We start from the raw sequence: 24,519 nt of genomic DNA, 5'->3' as shown, positions 1-24,519 counted from the left end.
GGCTAGATATCGACGACGATCTTGCCGAAATGCGCGCTCGCGGCCTGATGGCGGAACGCGTCGGCGAGATTTTCCAACGGGAAATGGTCGCTGATGATCGGGCGAATGCCGTTCGCCTCGATCCCAGCGATCATGGCGAGCTGTTGCTGGCGGCTGCCGACCGTGAGCCCCTGCACGCGCAGATTCTTGGCCATGAGCAGCGCGGTCTGCACCGGCCCGGCAAAGCCCGTCAGGACACCGATCAGCGAGACATGGCCGCCGACGCGCGTTGCGATCATCGACTGGTCGAGCGTGCCCGCGCCGCCGATTTCGACGACGGTATCGACCCCGACGCCGCCGGTCAGTTCCAGCGCCTTCGCGCCCCACGCGGGCACCTCCTTGTAGTTGATCGTCTCATCGGCGCCGAGCGCCTTCAGCCGTTCGAGCTTGGCATCGGACGAGCTGGTCGCGATCACCCGCGCGCCCGCCGCCTTGGCGAATTGCAGCGCGAACACCGACACCCCGCCGCTGCCCTGCACCAGCACGGTCGATCCCGGCCGGGTATCGCCGTCGACGAACAGCGCGCGCCATGCGGTCAGCCCGGCGCAGGTCAGGGTTGCGGCCTCGGCGGCATCATAGCCCGTCGGAGCCTGGGTAAACCAATGCTGCGGCGTCACCACCGCTTCGCGCGCATAGCCGTCGATCCCGTCGCCCGGCACGCCGCGAAACGCCGTCGCCGGCGGCGCGCCGTCGATCCAGTCGGGAAAGAATATCGACACCACCGTATCGCCGGGTTTGAACTGAGTGACGCCCTCGCCCACCGCCTCGACCGTCCCCGCGCCGTCGGACATCGGGATCCGCCCGTCCGCAGCGGGGAGTATCCCCGTCACGACCGCATAGTCGTGAAAGTTGAGCGAAGAGGCTGCAAGCCGTACCCGGATTTCGCCCGGCCCCGGATCGCCGGGGTCGGGAAGATCGGTGCGCGTCAGATTGTCGAGCGAGGCGGGGGCGCGAAGCTGGATGGCTTTCAAATATTCTCTCCCGAGCGAATGACGGTTCGAGGTTCGACCAGGTCCCGTTCGTGTCGAACGGACGATAGGGCCGACCCGCCTATTCCGCCGCCATCGCCAGTTCGACGCGCTGGGGCCCGCGGATCACACCGCCGGGGGTCGGGCCCTGCATTTCGCCATCCTTGAAGGTGACGACGCCCGACTTGACCGTCGCGACATAGCCGTCGGCCTTTTGCAGCAGGCGCTTGCCGCCCGCGGGCAGGTCGAAGGCGAGCCACGGCTTGCCGAGCTTAAGCTGATCCATGTCGATGACATTGAGGTCGGCGAGATAGCCCGGCGCGAGGACGCCGCGATCTTCCAGCCCATAGAGCAAGGCGGTATCGCGGCACTGGCGCTTCACCGCATGTTCGAGCGCGATGCGCTTGCCGGCGCGGTCGCGTACCCAGTGCTGAAGCATGAAGGTCGGGCTGGCCGCGTCGCAGATCGTCCCGCAATGCGCGCCGCCGTCGGACAGGCTGTTCACGGTGTCGTCGGCCGCCTGCAAATCCTCGAGGAAGTTGAGGTTGCCGTCGCGGTAGTTCAAAATCGGGAAATAGATGAAGCCCTTGCCATCGTCCTTCATGAGGAGGTCATAGGCATATTCGGCCGGCGACACGCCCGCCGCGGCGGCGCGCGCCATGATGCTTTCGTCCATCTTCGGCTCGTAATTGAAGTCGGGGTCCATTTCGAAATGGACCGGCCAGCCCTCGGCGACGACCATCAGGAAGTCGAGGATATCGCTTTCGGGCCAGACATTCGCCTCTTCGATCATGCGCTGCTTGAACGCCGGATCCTTCAACTTCGCGAGCTGCTGCGCCCACGGCAGGTCCATGATCTCTTCCCACGCGGGCTTGAAGCGGAAGGGATGCACCGTCCCCTGCCACGCCATGATGATGCCGTTGCCGCGCAGCGCGATCTGCGCGACGATGTTGGCGCCGCTCGCATTCTGGCGGCGCATTTCCTCGATCTGCTCTTCCAGCGGCAGTTCCTTGGCGATCGACTGCAATGCAGCGAAGGTCACCGGCAGCCCGGTTTCACGGCTCAAATCGCCCATCCACTGAAACTCGTTCCACTCGCGCTTCAGGTCGCTCGCCATTTCGAACACGCCGTAACCGACGCGCCCCATCGCGCGGCCGATCGCGATCAGTTCCTCAGGCGTCGCCGTGGTGCCGGGGACGAGTTCGCCGTCGATCGACTTGTGGAGCACGGTGCGGCTGGTCGAGAAGCCGAGCGCGCCGGCGCGAACGCCTTCCTCGACGATGCGCGACATCTCCGCGATGTCGGCCTCGGTCGGGATCGCGCCGGGCTTCTCGCGGTCACCGAGCACATAGGCGCGCACCGCGCCGTGCGGCACATGGCACGCGACATCGACGGTGCGCGGCAGCTTTTCGAGCGCGTCCATATATTCGGGGAAGGTTTCCCAGTCCCACGACATGCCCTCGGCCAGCGCGGTGCCGGGGATGTCCTCGACCCCCTCCATCAGCGAGATCAGCCATTCGTGGCGGTCGGGCTTGGCGGGCGCGAAGCCGACGCCGCAATTGCCCATCACGACGGTGGTGACGCCGTGCCAGCTCGACGGCGCCATCTCGGCGTCCCAGGTCGCCTGCCCGTCATAATGGGTGTGGACGTCGACGAAGCCGGGAGTGACGATCTTGCCGCCGGCGTCGATCTCCTCGCGCCCGGCGCCGAGATTTTCGCCCACCGCGACGATGCGATCGCCATCGATCGCGACATCCGCCACAAAGGGCGCGCCGCCCGACCCATCGACGACGGTGCCGCCGCGTATCACCAGATCATGCATGCCGACTCTCCCGAATCTTGTTCTGTATTTTTAGTTTCACGAAGAAACCTATCATCAAAATCGCGATATGCAAATAAAGGGGCGCGGCGGCGGCGATGCTGTTATAGCGGTGCGACACACCAAGGGAGTCGATGCCATGATCCGTCCGCTTGCCCTCGCCCTGCTCCTCGCCGTTTCGGCGACCCCGCTGGTCGCCAAGGACGCCGCCCCGAACTATGCCGCGGCGCTCGCCGATCCGGCGCGCCCCGCCGCCGACCGCGACCGCGACGCAGCGCGCAAACCCGCCGAGCTGCTTGCCTTTGCCGAGATCGCGCCCGGCGAACGGGTCGGCGATTTCGTCATGGGCGGCGGCTATGTGACCCGGCTGCTCGCGGCCGCGGTCGGACCAACGGGCACGGTGTATGCTTTCCAACCCGCAGAATTCATCCAGTTCAAGGCGCAATATGGCACCGACCAGGCCGCGGTCGACGCGGCCTATGCCAATGTCGACGCGGTCGCGGGGCCGTTCGCGGCCCCCGCCTTCCCCGCGCCGCTCGACGCCATCATCACGGTCCAGAATTTCCATGACCTCTATCTGAAACCGTTCCCCGAAGGCACCGGCGACAAGGCGAGCGCGGCGCTGTTCGCGGCGCTCAAGCCTGGCGGCACGCTGGTGATCGTCGATCACAGCGCCGCCGACGGCACCGGCACGACGCTGGCCGACAGCCTGCACCGCATCGACAAGGCGGCGGTGGTCGCGGCGTTGACCAAGGCGGGATTCAAGCTGGAGGCCGAAAGCGACCTCTACCGCCGCGCCGACGACCCGCGCACCGCAAACGTCTTCGACCCCGCGATCCGCGGCAAGACCGACCAGTTCGCGCTGCGTTTTCGCAAGCCGGGCTGAGCGGTTTCGACCGGTTGCAGATATGGATCCTCCCGGTGGCGCAGCCATGGGGAGAATGTCTTCTTCGTCATCCCGGACTTGATCCGGGATCCATAACCGCGCCGTCGTCGTGGATCCCGGATCAAGTCCGGGATGACGAAGGTGGCAACCGTCCGTTCCCCACCCCAAAGCAGAGCTTCGGCGTCAGATCCTGCCCAGTGTCTCGCGCCGCGGCCCCAGATAGCCGAACAGATACGCCCCGACCTTCCGCATCTGGATCTCCTCCGCGCCCTCGGTGATGCGGTAGCGGCGGTGGTGGCGGTAAATATGTTCGAAGGGCTTGTGCCGCGAATAGCCGATGCCGCCATGCACCTGCATCGCGCGGTCGGCGGCTTCACAGCAGAGGCGGTTCGCCCAGTAATTGCACATGCTGACCTTGTCGGAGAGCGTGCGCTCGATCTCCTTGTGCGGCGTGTTGTCCATGTCCCACGCGGTTTTCCGGATCAGCAGTCGGAGCATTTCGGCCTGGGTCGCGAGTTCGACGAGCGGGAACTGGATCGCCTGGTTCCTGGCCAGCGCCTCGCCGAACGGCTTGCGTTCCCTCGCGTAGCGCACGCTTTCCTCGATACAGAAGACCGCCGCACCGAGCGACGACGCCGCCTGCCTTATGCGGTTCTGGTGGACGAAGCTCTGCGCGATCGACAGGCCGCCGCCTTCGGGGCCCAATCGCGCGCTGTCGGGCACCCAGACATTGTCGAAGGTCATGCGCGGATGGTCGGTCGGCATGTTGAAGGTCCACATATATTCGTCGACCGTCATACCCGGCGTCCCCGTCGGCACGAGCAGGCAGGTGATGCCCCTGGCATCGCCGTCCTTGCCGTCGGTGCGGCAGAAGGTGGCGCAGTGGGTCGCGACGTGCATGCCGGTGATCCACATCTTGCGGCCGTTGATCAGCCAGCCGTCGACGCCGTCGCGGGTCTCGCGGACGGCGCGCGTTTCCATATGCGTCGCGTCGCTGCCATGGTCGGGTTCGGTGAGGCCGAAGGCGGTGCGCCGCTTGCCTTCGAAGCCGCCGAGGATGAATTCCTGCTTCTGTTCCTCGCTCGTCGCGAACTGTTCGAACATCTCGACGAAGGGGAAGTTGCCGACGATGCTGTGCTCGTTCTGGAGGTCGTTGTGGAGGCCGAGGCCCTTCGCCGCGAAATGCTCGCGGATCACGGCCATCCACAGATTGCTGCCGTCCTTGCCGCCATATTTCTTCGGCGCCGAAAAGCGCCAGTGGCCCGCGGCATCGGCCTTGCGCGTAGCCTGACGGAGCAACTGTTCCCATTCGTGCCGCGGCAGGCCCTGATTGTCCCAGTCGGTGCGCGCATGCTCGCGGCGATGATCGAAGAAGCGGATATTGTCGTCGGCCTCTTCCAGCGGCTTGATCTCGGCTTCGATAAAGGCGTCGAGCTCGTCCAGATAGGCCTGCAAATCGGCCGGAACCGCAAAATCCATGATCGTCTCTCCCGCTGGTCTTATCCGTTCCACTCCGCGCGCGCCTCGGCGAGCGCCGCATATTTGGGACTGTCAACGGCGCATTTGTCGAGCACCGCGCGGCGCAGCCTCGCGAGCAGTCCGGGCTCGGCGAGGGTCGTCTCACCCGACATCAGGGCGGCCGACAGCGCTTGGTCCTCGGCGCGCACGCCCGCGTCGAGATCGCGCATGACGATGCCCAGCGCGTTCATCGCGACCACCGCCTCGAACTTGGCGTGTCCCTCGGCTTTTGGCTTGATCGCGCCCTCGATCCAGTCGCGTACCGCCTGCACCATCTCGCGGTTGGTTGGCTCGCCTGTCAGATCGGAACCCGGTGGCGGCGAGGGCGGCAAGCCTCGTGCACGCTCGGCTGCGGGCGCTTCTTCGCCGAGCAGGCGAATCAAATCGAGCTCCTGCTCCGCGGTGCGGCGGCCGACGACGACCCGTTCGACGGTGCGGTCGGCGCCGCTGCGCCACGCCTGACCCATCTGCAGGCAGCCAAGCGCCCACCAGAGCGTGCGGTAGATCAGCCAGAAGCGGAAACGGTCGCGGTCGACCCTGGCCCCCCCAGCTGTTTCATAGGCCGCGAAATAGTCTTCGAGGCTCCCGATTCCGAAGGCAGGCCGGTCCAGCCGGCCGAAACGCCACACCGTCATACAGCCGAAGGCGAGATCCTCGTGCGCGTCGCCGCGATGCGCAAGTTCCCAGTCGAGCACCACCGCGAGGCCGTCCGCATCGACCATGATGTTGCCCATGCGATAATCGCCATGCACGAGCACGGGATCGGCGGGCGCGGGCAGATGGTCCTCGCACCATTTGACCGCCAGCGCGATCGCGGGGCGGTCGCCGCCATAGGAAAGGAAACGCGCCTTCAGTTCGGCAAGCGCCTGGGCCGTGTCCATCAGCGGGATCGCAGCAGGAATCGTCTCGCGCGGGATCGCATGGATGCGCGCGAGTTCGCGGCCCAGGTCGGCAAGCAGGGAGGGCGGCGGGTTGGCCAGTATCTTCGCCGGGCTGACTTCGGCGACGACGCGGCGCATGACATAGCCGGTGCCCATGCCGTCGTCAGCGGCCAGCACGCCCACCACCTCGGGCGCCTTCACCCCCGCCGCATGCGCGGCCATGACCAGCGCCGCCTCGTCGGCGTGGCCATAGGGCCGCTCCGCCATATAATCGGCCGAGGGCGCGCGGCGCAGCACATAGCCGCGGCCCGCCCAATCGAAGGCCCAGCTTTCCATATTGGCGCCGCCCGACAGCCGGCCGAGCCCGGACAGCGCGCCGGGTCCCGCGACGCGGGTCATGACGCTCGCCAAGGCCTGGGGCAGATCGGTCATGCCGCGATATTGCTTGCAGTTTACGTAAACGGCAAGCCACCAAAAGCGTCAGGGTCGGGCGCGCCAACCGGCACCCAGTCGACGCTCCTCCTATCGCGGTCCCGAATGCTCGCGCCCGCGCGCGATCACGGCGAGACGCCGCGCCTCGACCTCCTCGGCCGTAACCCGACGATTCGCGGCGCCCGAGACGCGCTGCTCGAGCGCCAGCGCTTCGCCGAGGGGCAGCGCATAGCCATCGTCAATCAGCCTTTTATAGGTTCGCACGGTGGCGGGATCGATGCTCGCGATGTCGCGCGCGAGGGCCTGCGCCGCCGGCAAAAGTTCGGCGGGCGCCACAACGCGGTTGACGAGTCCCCAGTCGCGCGCAGCCTCCGCATCCAGGAAATTGCCCGTCAGCGACAATTCCTTCGCGCGGCTGATCCCGACGACGCGCGACAATTTCTGCGACAGGCCCCAACCGGGCAGGATGCCGACGCGCGCGTGGGTGTCGGCAAAGCACGCATGGGTCGAGGCGATCAATATGTCGCACGCCAGCGCGACCTCGAACCCCCCGGTGATCGCGACGCCGTTGATCGCGCCGATCACCGGCTGCGGGCACAGCTCGATCGCCCTCACCGGATTCTCTTCGGCGCCCTCGGCATTGGCTGCGCCGAGGTTGCTCGTGTCGGCACCCAGTTCCTTAAGGTCCAGCCCGGCGGTGAACGCCCGCTCGCCCGCGCCGGTCAGCACGATCGCGCGGACGCTGTGATCGGCGGCGAGTTCGCGCATGGCGGCGGCCAGTTCGGCGCGGAGCGCGCGCGACAGGGCGTTCATCGCCTCGGGACGGTTCAACGTGACGGTCGCAACGCCGTCTCCGCGGGTAACGAGAAGAAGCGACATGGACGATCCTAGATCAGGAAGATGACGGTGCTGATATAATAAGAGGCGAGCGGCTTGCCTTCTGCATCGAGCGCCGGCTCGAAGCTCGCGCGTTTCATCAGCCCCTTGCACACCGCCTCGTCGAAGCCTTTGGGGCGCGTCGATTGCTGGATGTTGCAGTCGGTGGGCTTGCCGGTTTCGTCGACGGTCAGGCGGAAATGGACGATCGCGCGCTTGCCCTCGGCGAGCAGTCGTATCGGATAGTCCGCCGACCGCAGCCAGCGACTGGGCTTCTCCTTCGGCACCACCGTCCGGCTGCGCGTCGCGTGGCGGGCGACGTCGATGCCCCAATGCGCCAGCAGTTCATCGTTGCATTTGCGCAGCGCCGCGAAGGGCGCGCCCATGCTGCCCGTTTCGAGGATGAACGGCCGCCGCACCGCCCGCTTCACTTCGACGAAGGTCACCGCCGCCTCCCGTTCGGGGCTGATCGTCGACCAGGTGAAGCTGTCGTCGGTGCCGGCCTCGACCGCCGCCTGATAGGCATCGACTTCCGCCTCGGCGCGCGGCGCGATGCGGAGGGTGTTGCGCAGGATCAGCGTCGGCGTCTTGTCGGCAAGCGTCGCCGGAAAAAAGGGCACGCCCTGCCATTCCTCGTTGGGACCGAAGCGGAGCTGTGCCTCGCTTTGGACCGCATAGGCGTCGGCGGGCTTGCCGATAAAGCTCACTTTCAGATCATCGCCCGGCTGATAGCGGTCGATGATCATCGTGACCTTCTGGTCGCCCTCGCCGAAGCTGCGTCCCATGCGGCAACTGTCCTCGGCATAATGGACGTTCCATTTCGAGCTGGGCTTCAGCCGCAGCGGCTCCTTGGCCGCAGCGGGCGCAGGCAGCATCAGCACGGCAATGACGGCCGCGACCGACCAATGGTAAATCTCTCTCCCCATGGGGATATTTTGCCGCTGGACGCGGCGAAGCGCAAGAGCGCGGAAATGCTTACCCGCACCGACAGGTCGAGCGCTTCGCCCTGCCCCCCCAGGACCGGCAATCAGTCGCCGGGCGGTCCCGTATAGGTCGCGCCATAGACCGCGGCGCGGAAATCGCGGTGGAGCGTCCCGTCGAAGGGCATGCTCTGAACGAAGAAGACCGCGGTCAGCTTGTTCGCCGGGTCGACCCAGAACAGCGTCGAGGCGGCGCCGTCCCAGAAAAATTCGCCGACGGCGCCGCGATTCTCCTGCGGCGTCTGCGGCGCAGCCTTGCGGACCGCGACGTCGAAACCGAACCCGACCGACCCCTTGCCGGGCAGCCAGGCGCGTTCGGTGATCGCGGGGTCGAGCTGGTCGGTCGCCATCAGTCGCACGGTGGAGGGCTGCAGGATGCGGACGCCGTCAAGCTCGCCCTGATTGACCAGCATCCGCGCGAAACGCTGGTAATCATCGAGCGTCGAGGCGAGGCCAAAGCCGCCGGGGGTGAGCGCATGATCCTGGAAATTCAGCGTCCGCGCCTCGGCATCGCTCTGCTGGACGAGCCTGCCGTCCTTCTTCACGTTCATCGCAGCGAAGCGCGGTAGCCGGTCATCCGGCTGCCGCCAGGCCGTCTCGGTCATCCTGAGCGGCTCGAAGATATGCCCGCGTACATAGTCGGCAAAGCGCTCGCCGGACAATTTCTCGACCAGCGCGGCCTGCACGTCGACCGCAATGCTATACTCCCACTGCGTTCCCGGCTGATAGAGCAGCGGCACCTTCGCCAGCCGCCGGCTCGACTCGGACAGAGGGATCGCCAGCGCGAGCGGGTTCGCCGCGACATAGGCGTCGTGCGCGGGGGTCGGCCCCGCACCATAAGCAAAGCCCGCGGTGTGGCGCAGGATGTCCCGCACGGTGATCGGCCGTTCGGCAGGCACATAGCGCGGCTGCCCCGCCGCATCCTTGCCCGCATAGACGCGCATATCGGCATATTCGGGCAGATATTTGGAGAGCGGATCGTCGAGATGGAACTTGCCGGCTTCCCACAGCTGCATCAGCGCGACGCCGGTCACCGGCTTGGTCATCGAATAGATTTGCGCGATCGTATCCCGGCGCATCGGGCGCTTCGCGTCGCGGTCGGCCATGCCCGCACTGCCGAAATAGACCTCGCGCCCATCCTGCCAGATCAGCGCCGAGGCGCCCGCGGCGCGTCCGTCGGCGATCATCGCCTTCAGCGCGGCATCGATCCGCGCCTTGTCGATCGTCAGCTTTTCGGAAGGCGCCGTCTGCGCATAGCTTGGCAGAGCAATCGGGCCCGATCCCGCACACGCCATCATCATCGCCAGCGCCAACCGCTTGCCGCGCATATCGTCTCTCCCCTGCCCCCGGCCGTTCACCGCGGATCATGGTGCATCACATGCGATCGGGCGCGACAGGTCAACCCGAATAGGTCTGCGAAAGCTGTTCAGCGCCCCGCCGGTTCCGTCGCGGGCTCCACCGCGGTCAGCGCGCCATTCTGGATCAGCCACTGCGGATGCGTCGCCTGCACCGACGCCATGATGCGGTCGATCGCGGCGGCGACCTGCTCACCCTCGGTCTCCTGGTCGCGCTGGACGATCACGCGGCGGGCCTGTGCGTCGATCAGCACGCGATCGCGCGGCAGCAGGTCGCCGACGGTCAGCCCGGCTAGGATCGCGCGGCTGTCGTCGTCGCGCTGCTCGAGCGTCGCGATACGCTGGTTCAGCCGCTCCTCGAACTGAACCGCGGCGTTGGTCTGCTGCCGCAACTGCACGATATTGACTCGGCCCGCGCGGTCGAGCTCGCTGCGCACCTTGGCCGCCAGATCGTCATTGAGCCGCGCGGCATATTGATCGACGAGCACGACGCCGTCGACCGCCACCTCGTCATTCTCGGTCCGTACATTCAGGCTGTCGACGCGGTCGCCGTCGCCGAGCAGGCGGTTCAGTTCGGACTGCACGATGCTGCGCGCCCGCACCTCGCGCGCTATGCCGTTGAGCGACAGCGCGAGCGGGATCGACAATATGCCGAGCGCGACGACGATCCCCGCGACTTGCATCGCGGTATGCTGCCGCGTCAGCGACGGGCCGAAATGGTTGAACCGCGCGACGATAGTTGCAGCAAAGGCGATGGCGAGCGTGTTGGTCAGGAACAGCAGCGCGGCGCCGAGCGCGAAATCCAACCGTCCGGTGACCAGTCCGAAGGCGACGGTCGACAGCGGCGGCACCAGCGCGGTCGCGATCGCGACGCCGACCATGACCCCCGACAGCTTGCGCATGATCGCATAGACGCCCGCGATCCCGCCAACGACCGCGACGCCCAGGTCGAGCAGGGTCGGCTGGGTCCGCGCGCGGAGTTCGGGGGTGACGTCCTTGATCGGCGACAGCCAGATGATCAGCATCGCAACGAGGATCGCGACCGCCATCCCGGCGGCGAGCGTCACCAGCGAACGCTTGATCAGATTGCTTTCGATCGTCGCAAGGCCGAAGCCGAGTCCCATGATCGGCCCCATCAGCGGCGACACGAGCATCGCACCGATGACGACTGCGGTCGAGCTTTGCAGCAGGCCGAGCGTCGCGATCATCGCCGCCAAGATGATCAGCAGCAGGAATTTCCTGTCGAGCCGCGCATCGCGCGCGACGCTCGCCAGAATCAACGAGCGGCCGTGGGCGTCGCCCCCGGCCGCTTCGTCATCGGCTTCGCCCGGCTTGCCGCGCGTCGCGCGGCGCCCCCCGGCACTGAAAGAGTCGGACCCGATACCGGGCACGCCGGGATGGTCGCCCGCCACGATCAGATCTTGCCGGTCAGCTCCGGAACGACGGTGAACAGATCGCCCACCAGACCGAAGTCGGCGACCTGAAAGATCGGGGCGTCTTCGTCCTTGTTGATCGCGACGATCGTCTTCGAATCCTTCATGCCCGCGAGATGCTGGATCGCGCCCGAGATGCCGATCGCGAAATAGACCTGCGGCGCGACGATCTTGCCGGTCTGGCCGACCTGATAGTCGTTGGGGACATAGCCCGCATCGACCGCGGCGCGCGAAGCACCGAGCGCGGCGCCGAGCTTGTCGGCGAGCGGCACGATCACTTCCTGATATTTCTCGGACGAGCCGAGCGCACGGCCACCCGAGACAATGATCTTCGCCGAGGTCAGCTCGGGTCGCTCCGACTTGACGATTTCGGCGCCGACGAAGCTGGAGATGCCGGCGTCACCGCCGGCCGAAACGGCTTCGACCGTACCCGAACCGCCCGAGGTGGCGGCCTTGTCGAACGCGGTGCCGCGAACGGTCAGGACCAGCTTGGCGTCCGACGATTCAACGGTCGCGATCGCGTTGCCGGCATAGATCGGGCGGGTGAAGGTCTTCGGACCCTCGACCGACAAGATTTCCGAAATCTGCATCACGTCGAGCAAAGCGGCAACGCGCGGCGCGATATTCTTGCCGGTCGTCGTGGCGGGCGCAACGAACGCGTCGTGGCTCGCCATCAGTTCGGCGACCAGCGGCGCGATATTTTCGGGCAGGTTGTGACCGAAGGCGGCGTTGTCGGCGACATGCACCTTGCCGACGCCGGCGATCTGCGCGGCTTCCTTGGCGACCGCATCGACGCCCGAACCGGCGACGAGCAGATGGACTTCGCCAAGCTTGGACGCGGCGGTTACCGCAGCGAGCGTGGCGTCCTTGACGGCGCTGCCGTCATGTTCGACCCAAACCAGAGTTTTCATGAGTGCACTCCCAGCGCTTTCAGCTTGGCAACCAGTTCATCGACGTCGGCGACCTTGACGCCGGCCGAGCGGACGGGCGGTTCCGAAACCTTGACCGTCTTGACGCGCGGCGCGGTGTCGACGCCGTAATCGGCGGGGGTCTTGGTATCGAGCGGCTTCGACTTCGCCTTCATGATGTTCGGCAGCGAGGCGTAGCGCGGCTCGTTCAGACGCAGGTCGGTGGTGACGATCGCGGGAAGCTTGAGCTTCACCGTTTCGAGGCCGCCGTCGACTTCGCGGGTCACGCTGACATGGTCGCCCTCGACATTCACCGCGCTGGCGAAGGTGCCCTGCGCCCAGCCGGTGAGCGCGGCGAGCATCTGGCCGGTCTGGTTGTTGTCGCCGTCGATCGCCTGCTTGCCGAGGATGACAAGGCCCGGCTGTTCGGCATCGGCGATCGCCTTGAAGATCTTGGCGAGCGCCAGCGGTTCGACCTCATCGTCGGTCTGCACCAGGATCGCGCGGTCGGCGCCCATCGCGAGCGCGGTGCGCAGCGTTTCCTGCGCCTTCGCGGGGCCGACGGACACGGCGACGATCTCGGTCGCGACGCCCTTTTCCTTGAGGCGGATCGCTTCTTCGACGCCGATCTCGTCGAACGGGTTCATCGACATCTTCACATTGGCCAGGTCAACGCCCGTGCCGTCGGCCTTGACCCGCGGCTTCACGTTGTAATCGAGCACCCGCTTCACGGGGACGAGGATTTTCATGGGCTAAAAGCTCCTCTCAGTAAATTGTGCACCGCGCCATAATTGGCGTTTACGTAAACGTCAACCTTGACCCTCTCCCCTTGGGGGAGAGGGATGCGCAGCCTTGGCAGCTTGCTGCCTAGTCGGAGCTGGGTGAGGGTAAGAAACGTTACGGACCCTCGCCAAGTCCGACTAGGGCCTGACGGCCCAAGTCTCCCTATCCTCTCCCCGAGGGGAGAGGATTCAGCTATCACGCGACCTTGCGAACCTCGGCGACGATCTTCTTCGCCGCGTCGCCCAGATCGTTGGCGGCGACGATCGGCAGGCCCGAATTGGCGAGGATGTCCTTGCCCTGCTGGACATTGGTGCCCTCAAGGCGGACGACCAGCGGCACGCCCAGATTCACTTCCTTCGCCGCCGCAACGATGCCTTCGGCGATGATGTCGCACTTCATGATGCCGCCGAAGATATTGACGAGGATGCCCTTCACGGCGGGGTCCTTGAGGATGATCTTGAACGCCGCGGTGACCTTTTCCTTGCTCGCGCCGCCGCCGACGTCGAGGAAGTTGGCGGGGAATTCGCCGTTCAGCTTGATAATGTCCATCGTCGACATCGCGAGGCCCGCGCCATTGACCATGCAGCCGATGTTGCCGTCGAGCTTGATGTAGGCGAGGTCATATTCCGACGCCTCGACCTCGGCCGGGTCTTCCTCGGTCAGGTCGCGCAGGTCGGCGAGGTCCTTGTGGCGGAACATCGCATTGCCGTCGAACGCGACCTTGGCGTCGAGCACGAGCAGTTCGTCGCCGTCCTTGCCTTCGCAGACGGCGAGCGGGTTGATCTCGATCTGCTCGGCATCGGTGCCGAGGAACGCGGCATACAGGCCGGCGAGCGTCTTGGCAGCCTGTTTGGCGAGGTCGCCTTCCAGCCCGAGCGCCGCGGCGACGCTGCGGCCGTGGTGCGGCTGCAGGCCGGTGGCGGGGTCGATGGTGATCGTGTGGATCTTTTCCGGCGTGTCGTGCGCGACGGTTTCGATGTCCATGCCGCCCTCGGTCGAGGCGACGACCGCGATGCGGCTCGACCCGCGGTCGACGAGCAGCGCGAGATAGAATTCCTGCTTAATGTCGGCGCCGTCGGTGATGTAGAGGCGGTTCACCTGCTTGCCATGCTCACCCGTCTGGATCGTCACCAGCGTGTTGCCGAGCATCTCGCGGGCGTGGCTTTCGACTTCCTCGATGGTCTTAGCGAGGCGGACGCCGCCCTTCGCATCGGGGCCGAGTTCCTTGAACTTGCCCTTGCCGCGGCCGCCCGCGTGGATCTGCGACTTCACGACATAGAGCGGCCCGGGGAGCTGCTTCGCCGCGGCGACGGCTTCCTCGACGCTCATCGCGGCGATGCCCTTGGGCACGGCGACGCCAAATTTCGCGAGCAATTCTTTCGCCTGATATTCGTGGATGTTCATGAGGTCTGCCGGGCCTTTCGACTCTGGGAGCGGGAGAAGTTTGGCGCCGCATAAGCACAAGTTGCGCGGCAAGGCTACCCCTGCGACGACAAGAGATTCTATCAGCTGAGACCGACCGCCTTGCCACTCCGTCATCCCGGCGAAGGCGGGGATCGCGCCGGTGCATCAGGACGCGAGGATGAGATCCCGGCCTTCGCCGGGATGACGAATGGCCGACGTGCAGGCTAAGTCGTCAGCGCAGCGCGCAAAGCGCCGCCGAGCTGGTCGACACGGTCAGTATCTCCGGATCCTTGAGCGCGCGGACCTTGTGGAAGAACTGGTCGAGCGTCAGATCGGTGACGCGCTTGTCCTTCAGGCTGCCGAGCGCCGAAAGGCGGCGGAGCTGGAGCAGCGACAGACGATCGACCATGCGCTCGGCCATGCAGGCCGACATCGCCTTCGACAGGCCGGCATTGTTGAGCCCGGTGCGCAGCCGCGCCTCGGGGGTCGCGCAGCCGGCCAGCATCAGCGCGGCGGCGATCAGGGGAAGGGCGGCTATCCGCATCGTCTATCGTCCATGAAATTCGGCAACGGCGCCCGACACCGCCTGCATCAACTGCATGCGCGCCGGAATCGAAGAGGTGGTGCTACCCATCATCACGACGATTGCATAGCGCGTTCCGTCCGGCGCCGTCGCGATGCCGATGTCGTTATAGCCCGCCGTCATGCCATTGAGATCTTGCCCGGTGCCGGTCTTGTGGACGAAGGTCCAGCCCGGCGGCAGGCCCGCCTTGAGCCGCTTCGGACCGCTCTTGGTCCGGCTCATCACGCCGATCAGATAGTCGGTCGATTGCGGCGACAGCAAGGTCCCGCGCGCGAGCCGGGTCAGTGCGCTGGCGATCGCCGAGGGGCTGGCGCCATCGACCGGGTCGGCGAGATATTTGTTCATCGCGGCCTGACGCGTCGCCATCGGCAGCGCGGCGCGCGCCGCCTGGAAATTGCGGCCGTTGGCATAGCTTTGCTGCCAGGTGAGCCCCGCCGTACCGGCTTGAAGCAGCCGCTCGCCCGGGCCGAAGCGGATCGATCCCAGATCCTTTCTGGACACAAAGGCGCGCACGGCATGGGGTCCGCCGACGGTGCGGAGCAGGCTGTCGTTCGCCAGATTGTCGCTTTGGGTGATCGCGGTTTCGATGAGGTCGCGCACGCTCATGCTCACCGACCCTTGGGCCTGGACGCGGCTTGCGAGCGGCTGGTGGAAAACGACCAGATCCTCGGGGCCGATGCGCACACGCTGGTCCAGGGTCATCCGGCCGTTGTCGACCGCATCGAGCACGGCCATCGCGACCCACAGCTTCGAGACGCTCTGCTGCGGGAACAGGTCGCCGCCGCGCTGGGCGAGCGCCCATTCGCCGTCGATACGCTGCACCGCGATGCCGGTCTTGCCGGGAAAGGAACGCCACAGCGCGTAGAGCCGGTCGTTGAGGCCCGCAGGCGCACGGCGGAAACCGGCGTCGAGCGTCCCGCGCGGCGCGGGGACCGCAGCCGAAGCGCGTACCGGCGCGCCGATCGGGACCGTCACCGAAGTTTTGCCGCTATAGGCCGGTTGCGCTTGGCGTGGCGGCGGCACGACCGCGGCGCTGCTGACGCATCCGGCGAGCAATCCGCCACCCAAAACCATGCCGAGCAGAGGTCTGCCCGAAAATCTCAATCTCATTCGAACCCCGCGGTTGCGACCGACGCCTTGATCCCAGACCCCTCTGGTGCGGCAACCGTCCTGTACGCAGGCTGACGGAACCAGCGATTTGCGACGAACGATTCATCAGCCGCGACAAAGCGCGGAACCCGCCGGTCAGGGGGCAGGCGTCCTCCGGACGAGGTCGGGGAACAGCCGCTTCAGCGCCGCGAGCTTCGGCGCGTCCCAGCGGAGGATATAGCCGTTGGTCGGGTTGCGGCGCATGAAATCCTGATGGTTCGCCTCGGCGCGATAGAAGGCCTTGTAGGTCTCGACCGGCACGACGATCGGCTTGGCGAAATATTTGCCGCGCGCGATCTGGGCCAGATAGGCGGTCGCGACCTGCCGCTGCGTCGCATCCATCGGGACGATCGCAGCGCGATATTGCGGGCCGCTATCGGGGCCCTGGCGATTCTTCAGCGTGGGATCGGCAACCACCGAAAAGAGGATGCGGAGCAGCGTGCCATAGCTGACCTGGCTCGGATCATAGACGATCCGCACCGCCTCGGCATGGCCCGAAGTGCCGTCGTGGGTCAGCTCATATTTGGCGGTCGCCTGGCTGCCGCCATGGTAGCCGGATTCGACCGAGATGACGCCCTTGACGTTGGAAAACACGCCCTCAACGCCCCAGAAACAGCCGCCCGCGAGCACCGCGGTGGCGCGCTTCGCCTTGACAGCGGGGTCGACCTGCGCGGCGGGCAGCTTGACGACGCTTTCGGCCTGCGCGGGGGCGCATTGCGATAGTATCGCCGCCGCAAGCAGTGCGGCGAGCGAACGCCGGAGCGTGGTCACGCCGGAATCGGCAGACCCGGCTGGTTCAGCACGACGAGCGTCGCGCCGATCGCAAAGCCGGCGAGCATGGTCAAAAACCAGTCGGAGCGGAGCATGGACAGCATAGAAGCCTCTTCTCATATCATCTGTTTCGCGGCTGGTGCCGCTGTGGTTACACCGACGATATGGAGCGCCCCGACCAGCCGTGCAGTGATGACGGTCACCCTTACGCAAAAGGGCTTACTATCCGGTGAACCGGGTTGTTGTGCGACATTCAGGAATGCGGTCGCCCAGCATGCATCAGCTCAGCTCAGCGCCGCGCACGCCTGCTGGATGCGAACGCACGCTTCCTTGAGCACCGCTTCCGATGTCGCATAGGACACGCGGAACGCCGGCGAGAGGCCAAAGGCCCCGCCGTGCACCGCGGCAACCCGCGCGCTGTCGAGGAAATAGTCGATCAGCGCCTCGTCGGTGTCGATCAGCTTGCCGTCGGGAGTCTTCTTGCCAATGCAACCGCTGGCGTCGGGATAGACATAGAAGGCGCCGTCGGGGGTCGGGCACGACAGGCCGGGCGCATCGTTGAGCATCGCGACGACCATGTCGCGGCGCTTCTTGAACGCGGCGTTGCGATCGTCGAGAAACTGCTGCGGCCCGCCGAGCGCTGCGGCCGCCGCCGCCTGCGCGATCGAGCAGGGGTTCGAGGTCGACTGCGACTGCAGCTTGCCCATCGCCTTGATCAGCCACGCCGGACCGCCGGCATAGCCGATGCGCCAGCCGGTCATCGCATAGGCCTTTGAACAGCCGTTCACGGTCAGGATGCGGTCGATGAGGTCGGGGCAGCGCTGCGCCAGCGTCGAGAAGGCGAAATCGGCGTACCAGACATGCTCGTACATGTCGTCGGTCATCACCATGACATGCGGATGGCGGCGGATCACGTCGCCGATCGCGTCGAGCTCCTCCGGCGAATAGGCCGCGCCCGACGGGTTCGACGGCGAGTTGAAGATCACCCAGCGCGTCTTTTCGGTGATCGCTGCGTCGAGCTGGGCGGGCGTGATCTTGTAATTCTGCGCCGCCGACGCCTCGATCACCACCGGCTTGCCGCCCGCAAAGGCGACGATGTCGGGGTAGCTCACCCAATAGGGCGCGGGGATAATCACCTCGTCGCCCTTGTCGACCGTCGCGACGAGCGCGTTGAACAAGGTGTGCTTGCCGCCGACGTTGACCGTGATCTGGTCGAGCCCATAGTCGAGCCCGTTGTCGCGGCGGAACTTGCCGCGGATCGCTTCCTTGAGGGCAACCGTGCCGTCGACGAGCGTATATTTGGTCTGCCCGTTGCGAATGGCCTCGATCGCGGCTTCCTTGACGAAATCGGGGGTGTCGAAATCGGGCTCGCCCGCCGACAGGCCGATCACATCGACCCCGTCCGCTTTCAGCTTGGCCACCCGCGCGGTCATCGCGAGCGTCGCCGAGGGCTGGATGCGATTGAGCGCGGCGGAGATATGCGGCTTCAGCGACATGGACAGGCTTTCCTTCGCAGGCAAATTGACAGGAAATTGCGCGGCCGCGCCTAGAGCCTTCGCCCGCGTTTCGCAAGCGCAGCATCGGATAAATTAGCTATGCAGCATCCATCAATCGCGCCGGCACCAGGCCGCGAAGCGAATTGCCGATGAAAAAGCCATCCTGCAGGTCGGCGAGGCGCAAGTGCGATTCGACCGCCCGGCCCTTTTCGATCAGCTCGGCGCGAAGCACGCCGGGCAGCAGTCCGAGCGACAGCGGCGGGGTAAGCAGCTGCCCGTCGCGCTCGACGAAGATGTTGCTCCAGCTGCCCTCGGTGACGAACCCCGGCTCGTCGATGAAGACCACCTCGACCGCGCCGCTGTCCTTGCGGACCTCGTCATAGGCGGCGCGCAGGCTGGTCTTGTGGACGAGGCGGAAGTCGTCGGCCGCCATCGGCGCGGGCCGCACGGCGACGGGCACCGGCAGTTCGGCGAGCCGGGGCAGCGGCGACACCTCGACCGCGAGCGCGCCCGACGGCGCCAGCCGCATCCGCACCCGCGCGGCGGTGCGCAGGCGGAAGGTCGCCGACTGCAGGCTGTTGCGCGCGCCGTGCCGGTCGAAGGCGAAGCCCAGCGCCGCGGCGCTCGCCTTCATCCGCGCCAGATGGCCCTCGAGCCGCTGGACGCCTTCGACCGGGTCGAAAAACATCGTTTCAATGAGGTCGAAGCTCTCGCCCGCTGCGCCCACAAATTCCCCCTTGGCCAGACATTCGCGCCATTCCTCAGCCGGTTGGCTGTCGGCGACGATTCCCGAACCGAGACCCAGCGTGGCGCACATCGGCGCATCCTGCAAGCCGGTCTGCGACGGAAAGATCGTCGGAAAGACCAGGGTTCGGATCGCGACGTTGAACGCCGCGTCGCCGCCGGCCTCGATAAAGCCGATCGAGCCGGTGTAGACGCCGCGGGCATCGGCCTCGCGCTCGTCGATGATCTCCATCGCGCGCACCTTGGGCGCGCCGGTGATCGAACCGCAGGGAAAGGCGGCGCGCAAGATGTCGATCGCCCCTGCCCATGCCGGCAAGGTCGCCGCGACATCGGAGACCAGCTGATGGATCGTCGGAAAGCTCTCGACCCGAAACAGATCGGGCACGGCGACGCTTCCCGGCACCGCGACGCGCGACAGGTCGTTGCGGATCAGGTCGACGATCATCAGATTCTCGGCGCGCTGCTTGGGATCGACGGCGAGGTCGCGCGCGGTGGCGGCATCGCTTTCGGCGTCGCCCCCCCGCGCAGCGGTGCCTTTCATCGGCCGCGCCATCACCTGCCGCCCGCGCAGCGCGAAAAAGAGTTCGGGCGACAGCGACGCGATCGCCTGGCTGCCCGTCCAGATAAATCCGCCATAGCCCGCACGCGACGTCCGCCGCAGCCGCGCATAGACGGCAAGCGGATTGCCCGCGACGGGCACGTCGGCACGGAAGGTGTAGTTCGCCTGATAGATGTCCCCGGCGCGGATCAGCCCCAACACCGCCTCGATCGCGGCGATATAGTCGGTGCGCGCCACGCGCGGCCTGACCTTGCCGACCCAGCCGCTCGCGGGATCGGGTAGCGCCGCGGGAACAGCGTCCGCCGCGATCCGCTCGACCCGCTCGAACAGCCCGAACCAGCCGAGCGGCGCCCCCCCGCCGTTCGCCTCGACCGCACCGCGCCATGCCGGGGCAAGGCCCTTGCCCGCCTCATAGGCGAGATAGCCGGCCGCATGCAGCCCCCGCGCCTGCGCCGCCTCCAGCTTCGCGAGCAGCGCCGGCACTTCGGCCGCCGATGCCGCGACAAGGATGTCGGCGGGATTCAGGAACAGCCGCGCCGCCGCGGCGCCATCGGTGCGCGCGTCGTCGAGCAGCACAAACGGCGGGCAATCGGGACCCGGTACGGGAATCACCGCATCACCCGCCATCGTCAATTCGCAGAGCTAAGGCGGCGATGTCAGCGGTCGCGCTTCAGGCGGATCGCGCGGCCGCCTTCGATCGTCGCGAAATAGCTGCCCATCGTCGCGGTCTTGATATGGATTTTCTGCCCCGGCTTCGGCTGGCGCGGCAGCTTGGTGGTGTCGATCTGCGTCCACACCGCATCATCTTCCATGACGAGCGTATATTTGCCCGAGCGGTCGATGCTGACCGAGCGGATCACCGTGTCGATCTCGCTGATCTCTTCGTCGTCGCCGCCGAAAATTCCGCCCAGCTTGGGGAAGGAGAATCCGAACAGCCCTCGCCGCGTCTTCTTGGCGGTTTCCTTGTCGGTGAAGACGATCTCGCGCGCCTGATCGGCGGCCGACAGTTCGCCGACCTCGCGGTCGAAACAGGCGAGCCGCGCGGCCGGATCGGCGAGGTCGCGGCACGCATAGAGCTCCTTGATCTGCGCGGGCGTCGCGGGGGGCGCCTTGTCCTTGGCGGCCGCGGGCGTCGCCATGGCGACAAGAAGGACGAACGGCGCGGCGAAACGCGAAATCGGCTGCAGCATGGAAAACCCCTGGCGAGAATGACGTCCCTGACTAGCCGCCGCATTGCTGCGCCGCAAGATTGCGGAGGCGTCCCGGCTTGCTTAGAGTGATGTCAATAACGCGCACAAAGGGTCCCCCACCTCGATGAACAGCCCCCACGACTGGTCGCACGATTATCGCCATCCGACCCCGTGGGACCAGCCGTTCGCGCCGCTGTCGCTTCCCGCGATGCTCGCCGCCAGCGTCGCGAAGCGCGGCGATGCACCGATGCTCGATTTTCTGGGGCGGCGCTTTTCCTATGCCGAGGTCGCCAACGGTGTCGCGCGCGTTGCCCGCGGGCTGCAACTGCAGGGCGTCGGCAAGGGCAGCCGCGTCGGGCTGTTCCTGCCCAATGTCCCGCACTATGTCGCGGCCTATTATGGCGCGCTCGCCGCCGGGGCGACGGTGGTCAATTTCTCGCCGCTCTATACCGTCGCCGAGCTCGAAGCGCAGGTCGAGGATTCGGGGACAGACACGCTGGTCACGATCAGCGCCGCCGCGCTGCTGCCGACCGCGCTCAAGGTGCTCGATGGGTCCAGCCTCAAGCGCCTGATCGTGGGATCGGTCGCGGGCGGCCTCCCCGCCGCCAAGTCGATCCTCTACCGCCTGTTCAAGAAAAGCGAGGTCACGGCGCTTCCCGCCGATCCGCGCGTCATCCGTTTTTCGGCGCTCGCCGACAATGACGGGAAGCCGGAAGCCGTCGCGATCGATCCCGAAACCGACATCGCCCTGATCCAATATACCGGCGGCACGACCGGCACGCCGAAGGGTGCCAAGCTCACGCACCAGAATCTGACCGCCAACGCGCGGCAGGTGAATGCGATCGATCCCGATCATGGCGCCGACGACCGCATCCTCGGCGTGCTGCCCTTCTTCCATGTCTTCGCCAACACCTGCGTCCTCAACCGCACCGTCCTCAACGGCGGGATGATCGCGATGCTGCCGCGCTTCGACGCCAAGGCGGCGCTGCAGACGATCACGCGGACAAAGGCCACCGCGCTGCCCGGTGTGCCGACGATGTATCAGGCGCTGCTCGACCATCCCGATATTGCGAAGACCGATTTCTCGTCGCTGCGCGTCTGCATCTCGGGCGGCGCGCCGATGCCCGCCGAGCTGCGCGAGAAATTCGTCGCCCTCACCGGCGCCTCGCTGGTCGAGGGCTATGGCCTGACCGAAAGCTCGGGCGTCGTCGCGACCAACCCCTATGACGGTCCGGTCAAGCCCGGCACGATCGGCCAGCCGCTGCCCGCGACGCACATTCGCTTGCTCGACAAGGAAGACCCGTCGAAGGCCGCGCCCGTGGGCGAACCCGGCGAGCTGGCGGTCAAAGGCCCGCAGATCATGCAGGGCTATTGGAACCGCCCCGACGCCGACCTCGACAGCTTCACCGCGGACGGGTGGCTGCGCACCGGCGACGTCGCGGCGATCGACGAAGAGGGTTATATCCGCATCGTCGACCGGCTGAAGGACATGATCGCCGTCGGCGGGTTCAAGGTCTATCCGAGCGTGATCGAGGCGCATCTGCACCAGCATCCGGCGGTCAAGGAAGCGATCGTGCTCGGGGTGCCCGACTCCTATCGCGGTGAAGTACCGAAGGCGTTCGTGACGCTGGAGGAGGGCTTTCAGGTGTCGGGCGAAGCGCTCGCGGCGTGGCTCAACCCACAGCTTGGCAAGCATGAGCGGGTGAGCGCGGTCGAGGTGCGCCTGAACCTGCCCAAGACGATGATCGGCAAACTCGATCGGAAGGCGCTGCGGGCGGAGGCGACGACGTGACCCCGCTTTCTTAAACCCGCCTGCGTGGGTGGGGGGTGACGGCAAAGCCGAGCAGCGACGATATTTTGTTACAATGAGATATTGTAACCTCGGTCATGTTATGCCATATCAAGGCTCGTAGTTGGACCAACGGAGAATCGGGTGACCCAAGTCGCCAGTCACAGCCATGCATGGCCGCGCCTCGGCGCGCTGGTCCGGGCTGCGCGCGATTCGCGGCCGCTGACGTCGCTCAGCGGCGACCAGCTCGCAATGGGCCTGTCGGGGCTCTGCCTCGTCCATTGCCTTGCAACGACGATCTTTTTCGCCTCGATCGCGTCGGTCGGCGGCGTCTTCCTCGAAAGCCACCTGTTCCACGAGATCGGGCTCGTCATCGCGATCGGCTTCGCGCTCATCACCCTCGTCTCGGGCGTGCTGAGCCATGGCTATATGATGCCGTTCGGCGTCGGCTGCTTCGGGCTCGGCATGATGGCGGGCGCGCTGTCGCGGCCGCACGACGGCAGCGAAGTGCTCGCGACGATGATCGGCGTCGCGGTCGTCGCGCTTGGCCACGACCTCAACCGCCGCGCGCGCAGTTAACGCGCGGATAGGTAGCGCCCGCAACTTGCGGGTGCCCCTCAAACAACATACATTGTGCTGAACAGGGGCAAGGACGCGCGAAGTATCCGCGCATAAGGAAAAGCCATGGGCAAGCATGAACATCCGCATGTCGAGGCGACCGGCGCCTCGCTCGCCAGGGCGGCGCAGACCGCGCTCGAAAAGGGCGGCGAAGCCTGGACCGACATGCGCGCCGAGATTTTCGACGCCGTCGCCGAGATCGGCAAGCCCGCGAGCGCCTATGAGATCGCCGACATCGTGTCGCAAAGGCGCGGCAAGCGGGTCGCGCCGAACAGCGTCTATCGCATCCTCGACCTGTTCGTCGCGAACAACCTGGTCCGCCGCGTCGAGAGCGCCAACGCCTTCGTTGCGAACAGCCATCCCGGCTGCCTCCACGACTGCATCTTCCTGATCTGCGACAGCTGCGGCAGTGCGGTCCATGTCGATAACGACAAGCTGGCGGGCGGCGTCCGCGCGGCGGCCGAGGCGACGGGCTTCGCCGCCGAGCGCCCGGTGATCGAGGTGCGCGGCAAATGCGCCGAGTGCCAATAAGTTGATGTCGCCCGCGCTGCCGGCGGCACGCTGGTGGCTTGCGACGCTGCTGTTCGGGATCGCCGTGCTGGTCGCGGGGTCGGCGCTCGGATTTCCCGAAACGAGCCATTCCGCCCATCCCGGCTATGGCGCCCCGGTGTTCGCGTTCGAATTTGTGCGCGGGCAGCAGGATCTGCTCGCGGTGTTCGGCCCCGACAGCGATCCGATGCAGGTCGCGCGGCTCGCCGCGATGCGCACCGGGAACGAGCGCGACTATCTCTACATGCTGCTCTACGCCGGGTTCCTGGCCTCGGGGCTGGTCGCGTTCGCCCGCGAACTGAGGTCGCGGCCGCTGCTCGCCGCCGCCGGGCTGCCGGTCCTGGCGGCGCTTGCCGACGCCTATGAGAATTGGCTGCTCTTCGACATCCAGACCGCCTTCACCGCGGGAGACTATTCGCCGGCGATGGCGAGCCTGCCCTGGCCCGTCGCGGTCAAGTTCCTGCTGCTGGCGCTCGCCAATGTCGCCATCGGCCTCGCGCTGGCGCAGGTCGGCCGCTGGGGGCTGCTCTTCGGCTCGCTCGCGATCGTCGCCACGGTTCCGACCGTCATGGGCCTCGTCGCGCCCGAAAGCTTCGGATGGACGCTGGTGGCGGCGATCGGCGGCGGCTGGGCGGTGCTGCTGATCTCCGCGGCGATCGCGTGCTGGCGCGCGCTCGTCCGCAAGCGCCCGTTCGTCGATTTCGGCGCGCCGGTGCCTCGGCCCCGCGTCGCGGCGGCCGCTCCGGCGGCGCGCAAGCTGTTCGGCCGCCGCCGGCGCTAACCCCTTCC

Annotated in this window: 22 protein-coding genes; 5 read left to right on the top strand and 17 right to left on the bottom strand. The window is 66.6% G+C overall.

The annotated features are described in order from the left end of the window. Positions 1-2 precede the first annotated feature (2 nt). A complete protein-coding gene (locus tag ATE67_RS08270; RefSeq protein WP_058816237.1) occupies positions 3-1,010 on the bottom strand; it encodes a zinc-dependent alcohol dehydrogenase family protein in 1,008 nt (335 codons plus the stop codon). A 79-nt stretch (positions 1,011-1,089) separates the two neighbouring features. After that, positions 1,090-2,829: an N-acyl-D-amino-acid deacylase family protein gene (locus ATE67_RS08265; protein WP_058816236.1), complete on the bottom strand. Its 1,740-nt coding sequence runs from the start codon at positions 2,827-2,829 to the stop codon at positions 1,090-1,092. Between the two features lie 136 nt (positions 2,830-2,965). Here ATE67_RS08265 and ATE67_RS08260 point away from each other — a divergent pair, with 136 nt between their 5' ends. Next, positions 2,966-3,712, top strand: coding sequence for a class I SAM-dependent methyltransferase (locus ATE67_RS08260; protein ID WP_058816235.1), 747 nt, complete (start codon positions 2,966-2,968; stop codon positions 3,710-3,712). Between the two features lie 183 nt (positions 3,713-3,895). Here ATE67_RS08260 and ATE67_RS08255 read toward each other — a convergent pair whose 3' ends face one another. From ATE67_RS08255 to ATE67_RS08185, 15 genes are all read right to left on the bottom strand, one after another. Further along, entirely contained in the window at positions 3,896-5,191 is a 1,296-nt protein-coding gene (locus tag ATE67_RS08255) for an acyl-CoA dehydrogenase family protein (protein WP_058816234.1), read from the bottom strand. 20 nt (positions 5,192-5,211) lie between these two features. Next, a complete protein-coding gene (locus ATE67_RS08250) occupies positions 5,212-6,543 on the bottom strand; it encodes a phosphotransferase family protein (RefSeq protein WP_058816233.1) in 1,332 nt (443 codons plus the stop codon). Positions 6,544-6,633: 90 nt separating this feature from the next. Continuing rightward, complete coding sequence (locus ATE67_RS08245) at positions 6,634-7,422, bottom strand: enoyl-CoA hydratase (RefSeq protein ID WP_058816232.1); 789 nt, start codon at positions 7,420-7,422, stop codon at positions 6,634-6,636. A gap of 8 nt (positions 7,423-7,430) precedes the next feature. Beyond that, the gene (locus ATE67_RS08240; RefSeq protein WP_058816231.1) at positions 7,431-8,345 is read right to left on the bottom strand and encodes an energy transducer TonB family protein; all 915 of its coding nucleotides are present in this window, start codon (positions 8,343-8,345) and stop codon (positions 7,431-7,433) included. A gap of 101 nt (positions 8,346-8,446) precedes the next feature. Beyond that, positions 8,447-9,727 carry a serine hydrolase domain-containing protein gene (locus tag ATE67_RS08235; protein ID WP_058816230.1) on the bottom strand — a complete coding sequence of 427 codons (1,281 nt, stop codon included), beginning with the start codon at positions 9,725-9,727 and terminating at the stop codon, positions 8,447-8,449. A 98-nt stretch (positions 9,728-9,825) separates the two neighbouring features. Further along, positions 9,826-11,166, bottom strand: a complete 1,341-nt coding sequence (locus tag ATE67_RS08230) for a DUF389 domain-containing protein (protein WP_058816229.1) — start codon at positions 11,164-11,166, stop codon at positions 9,826-9,828. Positions 11,167-11,168: 2 nt separating this feature from the next. Then, positions 11,169-12,098 (bottom strand): electron transfer flavoprotein subunit alpha/FixB family protein, encoded by a 930-nt coding sequence (locus tag ATE67_RS08225; RefSeq protein ID WP_058816228.1) that lies wholly within the window; start codon positions 12,096-12,098, stop codon positions 11,169-11,171. Then, positions 12,095-12,844, bottom strand: coding sequence for an electron transfer flavoprotein subunit beta/FixA family protein (locus tag ATE67_RS08220; protein WP_058816227.1), 750 nt, complete (start codon positions 12,842-12,844; stop codon positions 12,095-12,097). Before ATE67_RS08220 ends, ATE67_RS08225 begins: the two co-directional genes overlap by 4 nt. 229 nt (positions 12,845-13,073) lie before the next feature. After that, positions 13,074-14,282, bottom strand: a complete 1,209-nt coding sequence (gene sucC / locus ATE67_RS08215; protein ID WP_058816226.1) for an ADP-forming succinate--CoA ligase subunit beta — start codon at positions 14,280-14,282, stop codon at positions 13,074-13,076. 232 nt (positions 14,283-14,514) lie between these two features. After that, positions 14,515-14,826 carry a hypothetical protein gene (locus ATE67_RS08210; RefSeq protein ID WP_058816225.1) on the bottom strand — a complete coding sequence of 104 codons (312 nt, stop codon included), beginning with the start codon at positions 14,824-14,826 and terminating at the stop codon, positions 14,515-14,517. A gap of 3 nt (positions 14,827-14,829) precedes the next feature. Next, positions 14,830-15,939, bottom strand: a complete 1,110-nt coding sequence (locus tag ATE67_RS08205) for a serine hydrolase (RefSeq protein WP_231728086.1) — start codon at positions 15,937-15,939, stop codon at positions 14,830-14,832. Between the two features lie 171 nt (positions 15,940-16,110). Further along, a complete protein-coding gene (msrA, locus tag ATE67_RS08200) occupies positions 16,111-16,785 on the bottom strand; it encodes a peptide-methionine (S)-S-oxide reductase MsrA (RefSeq protein ID WP_058816223.1) in 675 nt (224 codons plus the stop codon). Positions 16,786-17,069: 284 nt separating this feature from the next. Continuing rightward, the gene (locus ATE67_RS08195; RefSeq protein WP_058816222.1) at positions 17,070-18,281 is read right to left on the bottom strand and encodes a pyridoxal phosphate-dependent aminotransferase; all 1,212 of its coding nucleotides are present in this window, start codon (positions 18,279-18,281) and stop codon (positions 17,070-17,072) included. A 97-nt stretch (positions 18,282-18,378) separates the two neighbouring features. After that, a complete protein-coding gene (gene pabB / locus ATE67_RS08190) occupies positions 18,379-20,211 on the bottom strand; it encodes an aminodeoxychorismate synthase component I (protein ID WP_197411908.1) in 1,833 nt (610 codons plus the stop codon). Positions 20,212-20,240: 29 nt separating this feature from the next. Further along, positions 20,241-20,774, bottom strand: coding sequence for a hypothetical protein (locus ATE67_RS08185; RefSeq protein WP_058816221.1), 534 nt, complete (start codon positions 20,772-20,774; stop codon positions 20,241-20,243). A gap of 124 nt (positions 20,775-20,898) precedes the next feature. Between ATE67_RS08185 and ATE67_RS08180 the strand changes: the two genes are divergently transcribed. From ATE67_RS08180 to ATE67_RS08165, 4 genes are all read left to right on the top strand, one after another. After that, entirely contained in the window at positions 20,899-22,566 is a 1,668-nt protein-coding gene (locus tag ATE67_RS08180) for an AMP-binding protein (protein ID WP_058816220.1), read from the top strand. A gap of 141 nt (positions 22,567-22,707) precedes the next feature. Beyond that, positions 22,708-23,142: a MerC domain-containing protein gene (locus ATE67_RS08175; RefSeq protein WP_082660271.1), complete on the top strand. Its 435-nt coding sequence runs from the start codon at positions 22,708-22,710 to the stop codon at positions 23,140-23,142. A gap of 105 nt (positions 23,143-23,247) precedes the next feature. Further along, positions 23,248-23,712: a Fur family transcriptional regulator gene (locus ATE67_RS08170; protein WP_058816219.1), complete on the top strand. Its 465-nt coding sequence runs from the start codon at positions 23,248-23,250 to the stop codon at positions 23,710-23,712. Positions 23,713-23,716: 4 nt separating this feature from the next. Further along, a complete protein-coding gene (locus ATE67_RS08165) occupies positions 23,717-24,511 on the top strand; it encodes a hypothetical protein (protein ID WP_231728085.1) in 795 nt (264 codons plus the stop codon). Positions 24,512-24,519 lie beyond the last annotated feature (8 nt).

Source organism: Sphingopyxis sp. H050 (assembly GCF_001468265.1).
Taxonomy (GTDB): Bacteria; Pseudomonadota; Alphaproteobacteria; order Sphingomonadales; family Sphingomonadaceae; genus Sphingopyxis.
This window is presented reverse-complemented; position numbering and strand designations above follow the sequence as displayed.

Coding starts and splice junctions, on each gene's coding strand:
- ATE67_RS08265 (WP_058816236.1), bottom strand. CDS start 2,829: ATGCATGATCTGGTGATACGCGGCGGCACCGTCGTCGATGGGTCGGGC.
- ATE67_RS08260 (WP_058816235.1), top strand. CDS start 2,966: ATGATCCGTCCGCTTGCCCTCGCCCTGCTCCTCGCCGTTTCGGCGACC.
- ATE67_RS08255 (WP_058816234.1), bottom strand. CDS start 5,191: ATGGATTTTGCGGTTCCGGCCGATTTGCAGGCCTATCTGGACGAGCTC.
- ATE67_RS08250 (WP_058816233.1), bottom strand. CDS start 6,543: ATGACCGATCTGCCCCAGGCCTTGGCGAGCGTCATGACCCGCGTCGCG.
- ATE67_RS08245 (WP_058816232.1), bottom strand. CDS start 7,422: ATGTCGCTTCTTCTCGTTACCCGCGGAGACGGCGTTGCGACCGTCACG.
- ATE67_RS08240 (WP_058816231.1), bottom strand. CDS start 8,345: ATGGGGAGAGAGATTTACCATTGGTCGGTCGCGGCCGTCATTGCCGTG.
- ATE67_RS08235 (WP_058816230.1), bottom strand. CDS start 9,727: ATGCGCGGCAAGCGGTTGGCGCTGGCGATGATGATGGCGTGTGCGGGA.
- ATE67_RS08225 (WP_058816228.1), bottom strand. CDS start 12,098: ATGAAAACTCTGGTTTGGGTCGAACATGACGGCAGCGCCGTCAAGGAC.
- ATE67_RS08220 (WP_058816227.1), bottom strand. CDS start 12,844: ATGAAAATCCTCGTCCCCGTGAAGCGGGTGCTCGATTACAACGTGAAG.
- sucC (WP_058816226.1), bottom strand. CDS start 14,282: ATGAACATCCACGAATATCAGGCGAAAGAATTGCTCGCGAAATTTGGC.
- ATE67_RS08210 (WP_058816225.1), bottom strand. CDS start 14,826: ATGCGGATAGCCGCCCTTCCCCTGATCGCCGCCGCGCTGATGCTGGCC.
- ATE67_RS08205 (WP_231728086.1), bottom strand. CDS start 15,939: ATGGTTTTGGGTGGCGGATTGCTCGCCGGATGCGTCAGCAGCGCCGCG.
- ATE67_RS08195 (WP_058816222.1), bottom strand. CDS start 18,281: ATGTCGCTGAAGCCGCATATCTCCGCCGCGCTCAATCGCATCCAGCCC.
- pabB (WP_197411908.1), bottom strand. CDS start 20,211: ATGGCGGGTGATGCGGTGATTCCCGTACCGGGTCCCGATTGCCCGCCG.
- ATE67_RS08185 (WP_058816221.1), bottom strand. CDS start 20,774: ATGCTGCAGCCGATTTCGCGTTTCGCCGCGCCGTTCGTCCTTCTTGTC.
- ATE67_RS08180 (WP_058816220.1), top strand. CDS start 20,899: ATGAACAGCCCCCACGACTGGTCGCACGATTATCGCCATCCGACCCCG.
- ATE67_RS08170 (WP_058816219.1), top strand. CDS start 23,248: ATGGGCAAGCATGAACATCCGCATGTCGAGGCGACCGGCGCCTCGCTC.
- ATE67_RS08165 (WP_231728085.1), top strand. CDS start 23,717: ATGTCGCCCGCGCTGCCGGCGGCACGCTGGTGGCTTGCGACGCTGCTG.